The following is a 7157-nucleotide window of genomic DNA, read 5'->3' on the forward strand; positions in this document are numbered from 1 at the left end:
ATGCTGGGTCGAGAGCACGATCTGCGTGACGCCGACCGGCTTGCCGTTCTCGTACTTGACGGTGACCTGGCTCTTGGCATCGGGGCCGAGCTTGGCGGCCGGTCCTTCACCCGCATGGCGGGCCTTGGCCAGGACTTCGAGGATCTTGTGGGCGTAGTAGATCGGCGCCGGCATCAGCTCGGGCGTCTCGCGGCAGGCGTAGCCGAACATGATGCCCTGGTCGCCCGCGCCTTCTTCCTTGTTGCCGGCGGCGTCGACGCCCTGGGCAATGTCGGCCGATTGCGAGTGCAGCAGCACGTCGATCTTGCACTTCTTCCAGTGGAAGCCGTCCTGCTCGTAGCCGATCGCGCGGATCGCCTTGCGGGCTGCCGACTTCACCTTGCTCTTCAGCGCCTTCTCGTCGAGCGAGGTGCGGACCTCACCGGCGATGACGACGCGGTTCGTCGTGGCCAGGGTCTCGCAAGCGACGCGCACCTGGGCCGGATCCATCCCCGCCTTGACGGCCTCCTTGAAGAACAGATCGACGACCTCGTCGGAAATCCGGTCGCAAACCTTGTCAGGATGACCTTCGGAAACGGACTCGCTGGTGAAGAGATAGTTCTGGCGTGACACGGACGAAGGATCCTTCATGCACGGACAAGCTGGTGGCCGCCAGCACGGACCCTGCCGGTGCGGGGCGCAGCGTTCTTGCAGCGAACGTGTTCGCCGTCAAGCGCTCAAATCCGTTTATCGGGAGAAACGTTCGTCAAGACGAACGCCGAGGCGCTTCAATCAGGGCTTTTCAGCGTGTTCCTCGGCAATGGCCTCAACCAGATCGATAACCCGGCGTCGAACCTGCCCATTTTTAATGCGCACGAAGGCCTTGGTGAGTTGCACGCCTTCGCTGGTCGCCAGGAAATCCGAAATATAGGTCGTGGAGGCGGCGTCCGAGAAGCCTCCCGACGGCATGTCGCCGGACGGGGCGCCCTCGAAGAAAAAGGAGACCGGCACATCCAGCATCTTGGCGATTTGCTGCAAGCGGCTGGCGCTGATGCGGTTTGCGCCCTTTTCGTATTTCTGAACCTGCTGGAAGGTCAGCCCAAGTGCTTCACCAAGCTTTTCCTGGCTGACGCCGGCAAGCATGCGGCGCATCCGGACGCGGCTGCCAACATGGCGATCGATCGGATTGGGGATTTTCTTCAGCATGGATCGACGGGCCTCGGATCAGGGGCATTCTGCCGAAGCCGCAATCCGGCAGTGTCCTATGGTCAAACACAATACACTAGTTTCAACTGAATTGCTTCTTAAACGACATCTTCCGCGCTGGGAATAGTTCCAGTTGGAATTATTTTGAAAGTCGCAACCGCGAGATGAGCAAGAATATTACAACAAGGCCTGCAAAAATGACATCCCCGAGCTGCGCGTAAGGCGTAACAGAGGCGTGACTGGGCAGGGCCGAGTCAAGCACCCCCTCGCTCCCGAGCGGCAGGCTGCCGGTGATCCGGCCATAGGCGTCGATCACGGCGGATATGCCGGTATTGGCGACGCGCACCAGGGGCAATCCCTGCTCGACGGCCCGCAACCGAGCCTGGGCGAGATGCTGGTAAGGACCGCTCGTCTGACCGAACCAGCCGTCATTCGTGAGATTGAGCATGAAGCCGGGTCTCGGGCCCTGCGGCATCACCTCGCCGGGAAACACGGCCTCATAGCAGATCAGCGATGCGACCGGCGGCAAGCCGCGCACGGTGAGCGGTGTCCGGCGGGCGCCGGCCGTGAAACCGCCGGGAACGGCGACGAATTCGGACAGTCCGACACTGCGGATCAGCGTCTCGAGGAACGCGGGCAGGTATTCCCCGAACGGCACGAGATGGACCTTGTCATAGCTCGCGACGATCACGCCCTGATCGTCGACAACCTGGACCGAATTGAAGATCGGCGGCCGACTTTCGCCCGGCAGCGTTTCGCCGGCGCGGGCTGCGCCGGTGATCAAGGTTGTGTTCGGCGGCAGCAGGGCCGCGATCCGCGACAGCGCGCCCGGGGTTCGTCCGAGCAGGAAAGGGAAGGCCGATTCCGGCCAGATCAGATGGGTGACGTCCTGGACGCCCAGAGTCGTGGGACTTGTCGCCCGGTCGCTGAGCGCAAGATAGCGATTGAGGATCGCTTCGCCGTTGCGCGGATTGAACTTGGCGTCCTGCGGCAAATTGGGCTGCATCAGGCGAAGTTTCACGCCGGGGACGGTGGGCGATGGCGCGGCGGGAATGCGCCAAGCACCAAAGCCGAGCAGCCCGCACAGGACCGCGAGCGCCAGAACTGGCGCCTGCCAGCGCTCCGGGCCCGGCTTGCCGGTGCCGAGCATCGCCGGCACTGCGCCGAGCGCGACCGCCACCAAGGTCAGGCCGTAAAGGCCGGCGACTGAGGCGAACTGCGCAATCCATGGCTGACCGGCCAGCATCATGCCGTAGACGTTCCAGGGAAAGCCCGTCAGCACATGCCCGCGCAGCCACTCGCTCAAGGCGAGCGCGACAGCAAGGATGAGGATGCGGCTGCCGCCATGTGGCCAGACCAGGCGGGCGGCACCGAAGGCCAGGGCCGGAAAGACGGCGAGGAAGGCGGGCAGGGCAATGACGCCGAGCGGCATGGCCCAGGCGAATTTGTCGGCCTCGACGAGAAAGGCAGCACCAAGCCACCACAGTCCTGCGAGAAAGAAGCCAAAACCCCACCACCAGCCGGCAGCCATGGCGGCGCGGAAGCGCGCCCCGCGACTTGTGCCGACTGCGCCGTCGATCAGCCAGACCGCAATGGTCATCGGCACGACGATCAGTGGCCAGAGATCGAGGGGCGGCAGGGCGAGGGCGCCGCTGGCGCCGGCGACGAGCGCGATCAGGCGCTTGGGCCAGCCCCAGGCGAGGATGACCCTGTCGGCCAGGGCGGCAAGGCGCATCAGCCGGGATCCGTCGTCGCAGGAGCCTCGGAGACGGTGGGAACATTCCGATGGATGCGCAGCCGCTTGATGCGGCGCGGGTCGGCGTCGAGAATCTCGAAGGCGAGCCCCTCGGGCCCCTGGATCAGCTCGCCCCGTGCCGGGACGTGCCCGGCGAGCGTGACGATGAGCCCGCCGAGCGTGTCGACGTCCTCGGCGACGTCAGTCTCGGAAAGGTCGATCCCGGTTGCGTCCTTCAGGTCTTCGAGTGTCGCGCGGGCATCGGCGGTGAAACGGTTCTCGCCAGCCACCGCGATCGTCGGCGCGGTGTCGAGATCATGCTCGTCCTCGATATCGCCGACCACGATCTCGACCAGGTCCTCGATCGAGACCAGGCCATCGGTGCCGCCATATTCATCGATGACGAGGGCGATATGTGTGCGGGTGGCCTGCATCCTGACCAGCAGATCGACGGCAGGCATCGACGGCGGCACATAGAGCACGGGCCGCAGGATCTTGGCCGAAGCCAGAGTGACGGAAAGATCGATCGCGCCGAGATTGGGGCCGGCCGTTCCGGGCTGCGCGCCGCGGCGACCGGGTTTGGCCCGGGCTGCGATGAAATCGAGAAAATCGCGGATATGGACCATGCCGCGGGGGTCATCGAGCGTCTCGCCATAGACCGGGAGGCGCGAATGGCCGGCGGTGCGGAACAGGGCCAGCAATTCGCCGAGTGTTGCCTCGGACTGGACCGCGATGATGTCGGCGCGCGGGACCATGACATCGGCGATGCGGCGCTCGCGCAGGCTCAGAACATTGGAGAGCATGGCCCGCTCCTGCGGGCTCAGATCGGCGAGCTGCCCGCTCCCCTGGGCGAGCGCTTCGGTGATGTCCTCGCGAATCGTTGCCCCGTTCCGCAGGCCCAGCCGGTCGAGGAAATGGCTCAGCCATTGTGCCAGGCCGCGACTGGGAGGTTCACTTGGGGAGGGTCTACTGTCGTCGCTCATGGTACGGGGTGATCTGCCTTGGTCTGTGCCGCTGGAGCGGCTTCTGGTTCGGTGCCGGCATAGGGATTGGCGATGCCGAGGCTCGCGAGCGCGGCGATCTCGAGCCCTTCCATCCGCGTCGCTTCGGCTTCGGTCTCGTGATCCTCGCCCAGCACGTGCAGGAGGCCGTGGATGACGAGATGGCTGAGATGGTCGCCCATGCTCTTGCCTTCGCTCTCGGCTTCGCGCGCAACGGTTTCATAGGCCAGCACGATATCGCCGAGGACGGGGCTCGAGCCTATGCGCTCCGGCGTGGCGGCGGGAAAGGAGAGCACATTCGTCGCCTTGTCGAAGCCACGCCAGTCGCGATTGACGATGCGGATGCGCTTGTCGTCGGTGAAGAGAAGGCTGAGCTCTGCTTCGGCCAGCGGCTTGATGGCGGCGACGGTGAGCGCCGCCTCCGTTGCCCGGGCGACGCGCTCGCGCAGGTCCGCGAGCTCGCGCCAGCGGCGCGACTGCAGGCGGATGTCGATCGCGAGGCTTTGCGTTCGCGGCGCTGCGCGCCGCGAACGAGGTCGATCGTTCATCGCGGCCTCTCCCGCGACAATGTGCGCCGCAGACCCTCGCTGTGGTCTTCAGGCGCCGCCTCGGCGACGACGGACCGGGCACGCTCCTCGCGCTCATCCCGCTCTCGGCGGGAAGCATCCTCGTAAGCCATCACGATGCGGCGCACGAGATCGTGCCGGACCACGTCGCCTTCCTCGAAGCGGGCATGGCCGACGCCCTCCACTCCGGCCAAGAGCCTCACGGCCTCGACCAATCCCGAGCGCTGTCCCGACGGCAGATCGATCTGGCTCGGATCGCCCGTGATGATCATACGCGAGCCCTCGCCGAGCCGGGTGAGGAACATCTTCATCTGCACGGAGGTCGCATTCTGAGCCTCGTCGAGCAGCACGACCGCATTGGTCAGGGTCCGTCCGCGCATGAAAGCGAGCGGAGCGATCTCGATCATGCCGGTCTGCAGGGCGCGCTCGACATGCCGCGCCTCCATGAAGTCGTTCAGCGCGTCATAGATCGGGCGCAGATAGGGATCGACCTTCTCGCGCATGTCGCCGGGCAGGAAGCCGAGGYGCTCGCCGGCCTCGACGGCCGGACGTGACAGCACCATGCGCTCGACCACGCCCTGCTCGATCAGCGAGACGGCATGCCCGACCGCGAGCCAGGTCTTGCCGGTGCCGGCCGGCCCCTCCGCCAGCACGAGCTCGTGGCGCTTGAGCTGGCGCAGATATGCATCCTGTGCCGCATTCCGGGCCCGCACCGGCCCGCGCTTGCGGGTGACGATCGCTTCGAACGAGGCCTTGCCGGTATTTTCCGCCGGGAACAGCGAACGCTGGACGTTGCTTTCCTCGATGGCTCCGTCGACCTCGCCGAGATTGAGCGGAGCGCCCGCCTTGGCGCGGGTATAGAGCGTCTTCAGCACGCGCCCGGCCTGCTCGGCCGTCTCGCGCGGGCCCTTGACGGTGACATGGTTGCCGTTCGGGCTGATCACGACACCGAGCCGGCGCTCAAGATGAGCCAGATTCTGGTCGTATTGACCGAAGACCAGACTGGCCAGCCGGTTATCCTCGAAGGACAACACGACTTCCGTGGCGGGGACCCCGTCGCGTGTCAGGCTCTCGACACGTGGCGATGCGCCCTCGCGGCGCGGCTCTCGATCGGATCTCGGGGTCACCTGGTCAGTCTGTGCCAATAGAGTCGTCTCCCTGGCGCGCGTGCCCGGCCGAACAGGGGCGTGAGGCCGGGTAGTCCTTCGGCATATCCGGACGCGTCGATCTCATCCTGATGACAGGCATTGAGAGCTGGCTCGAAAGCTGGGCCTGGTGATCTGGCGGTCACGCGGCGAGCTCCTCTGGCCCGGCCTCGCGGCCGAACAGCGAATTGGAGCCTGCCCGTTCGATCAGCACCTTCACCATGTCGCCGATCTGATTCGCCTTGGTGTCGATCTGCACAGCCTGAAGGTATGGCGATTTCCCTGCAAGCTGTCCGGGGTGACGTCCGGCACGTTCCAACAGGACATCGACGGTGCGGCCGACCATGGCGTGGTTGAAGGCCTGCCGGTGATGCTCGACGCGCTCCTGCAGGCGCTGCAGCCGTTCGCTCATCTCTTCCGGGGCGATCTGGTGCTCCAGTTCGGCCGCGGGCGTGCCCGGACGGGGCGAGTATTTGAAGGTGTAGCTCGAAGCGAAGCCGATATCCTCGACCAGTCGCAGCGTCTCGGCGAAATCCGCCTCGGTCTCGCCGGGGAAGCCGACGATGAAGTCGGAGGACAACGCGATATCGGGCCGCGCCTTGCGCACGCGCTCGATCAACAGGCGATACTCGTCCGCCGTGTGCTTGCGATTCATGGCTGCCAGGATGCGGTCCGAGCCCGCCTGCACCGGCAGGTGCAGGAACGGCATGACCTGCGGCAGGTCGCGATGGGCGGCGATCAAATCGTCGTCCATGTCGCGCGGGTGGCTCGTCGTATAGCGAATGCGGGCAATGCCTGCGATCTCGGCGACGCGGTGCATCAGCCGCGCCAGGCCCCAGATCTGCCCGTCGGGGCCTTCGCCATGATAGGCATTGACGTTCTGGCCGATCAGCGTGACGTCGCGCACGCCGGCATCCGCCAGCCGCTCGATCTCACTGACGAGTGCCGTGACCGGCCGCGAGAATTCGGCGCCCCGCGTATAGGGGACGACGCAGAAGGCGCAGAACTTGTCGCAGCCTTCCTGGATGGTGACGAAAGCCGAGATGCCGCGGCCCCGGATGGCCGCAGGTTTCGGCGCTGGCAGAAAGCCAAACTTGTCGTCGATCGGCAGGTCCGTGTCGACGACGCGCTTGCGCTTCGCCTCCGCCAGCAGCTCCGGCAGCCGGTGATAGGCTTGCGGGCCGACGACGAGGTCCACGGCAGGCTGCCGGCGCTGGATTTCCGCGCCTTCAGCCTGGGCAACGCAGCCGGCGACGACGATTCTCGTCTCCTGGCCGGCGGCGTTCTGGCCGTTCTTCAGGTCGCGCAGCTTGCCGAGCTCCGTATAGACCTTCTGCACCGCGCGTTCGCGGATATGACAGGTGTTGAGCAGGATGAGGTCCGCGCCTTCCGGCGCCGCCGTCTCCTCGTAGCCTTGCGCGGCAAGGATGTCGGCCATGCGCTGCCCGTCATAGACGTTCATCTGGCAGCCGAAGGACTTGATGTGGACTTTCTTCATCGTTTCGGATCGGGTCTCCAAACCGTC

7 protein-coding genes are annotated in these 7157 nt (G+C 65.7%); all 7 read right to left on the minus strand.

Going from position 1 to position 7157, the window contains the following annotated elements; all coding sequences use genetic code 11:
• Positions 1-630 (minus strand): S-adenosylmethionine synthetase N-terminal domain-containing protein (locus tag AC1D34_RS31625; RefSeq protein ID WP_476826354.1); only part of this gene is annotated, 630 nt, incomplete at its 3' end.
• 141 nt (positions 631-771) lie between these two features.
• Positions 772-1185 (minus strand): helix-turn-helix domain-containing protein, encoded by a 414-nt coding sequence (locus AC1D34_RS31630; protein ID WP_069878567.1) that lies wholly within the window; start codon positions 1183-1185, stop codon positions 772-774.
• Between the two features lie 139 nt (positions 1186-1324).
• On the minus strand, positions 1325-2920 hold the full coding sequence (gene lnt / locus AC1D34_RS31635) for an apolipoprotein N-acyltransferase (protein WP_476826355.1): 1596 nt from the start codon (positions 2918-2920) through the stop codon (positions 1325-1327).
• Positions 2920-3903 (minus strand): hemolysin family protein, encoded by a 984-nt coding sequence (locus AC1D34_RS31640; protein ID WP_441492017.1) that lies wholly within the window; start codon positions 3901-3903, stop codon positions 2920-2922. The genes lnt and AC1D34_RS31640 overlap by 1 nt, the downstream gene beginning before the upstream one ends.
• A complete protein-coding gene (gene ybeY, locus AC1D34_RS31645) occupies positions 3900-4469 on the minus strand; it encodes an rRNA maturation RNase YbeY (protein ID WP_441492016.1) in 570 nt (189 codons plus the stop codon). Before ybeY ends, AC1D34_RS31640 begins: the two co-directional genes overlap by 4 nt.
• A complete protein-coding gene (locus tag AC1D34_RS31650) occupies positions 4466-5554 on the minus strand; it encodes a PhoH family protein (protein WP_476826356.1) in 1089 nt (362 codons plus the stop codon). The genes ybeY and AC1D34_RS31650 overlap by 4 nt, the downstream gene beginning before the upstream one ends.
• A 220-nt stretch (positions 5555-5774) precedes the next feature.
• Complete coding sequence (gene miaB / locus AC1D34_RS31655; protein ID WP_476826357.1) at positions 5775-7130, minus strand: tRNA (N6-isopentenyl adenosine(37)-C2)-methylthiotransferase MiaB; 1356 nt, start codon at positions 7128-7130, stop codon at positions 5775-5777.
• Between the last annotated feature and the right edge of the window lie 27 nt (positions 7131-7157).

It is taken from the genome of Allobosea sp. P1_A7 (assembly GCF_056406775.1).

Coding starts and splice junctions, on each gene's coding strand:
- AC1D34_RS31630 (WP_069878567.1), bottom strand. CDS start 1,185: ATGCTGAAGAAAATCCCCAATCCGATCGATCGCCATGTTGGCAGCCGC.
- lnt (WP_476826355.1), bottom strand. CDS start 2,920: ATGCGCCTTGCCGCCCTGGCCGACAGGGTCATCCTCGCCTGGGGCTGG.
- AC1D34_RS31640 (WP_441492017.1), bottom strand. CDS start 3,903: ATGAGCGACGACAGTAGACCCTCCCCAAGTGAACCTCCCAGTCGCGGC.
- ybeY (WP_441492016.1), bottom strand. CDS start 4,469: ATGAACGATCGACCTCGTTCGCGGCGCGCAGCGCCGCGAACGCAAAGC.
- miaB (WP_476826357.1), bottom strand. CDS start 7,130: ATGAAGAAAGTCCACATCAAGTCCTTCGGCTGCCAGATGAACGTCTAT.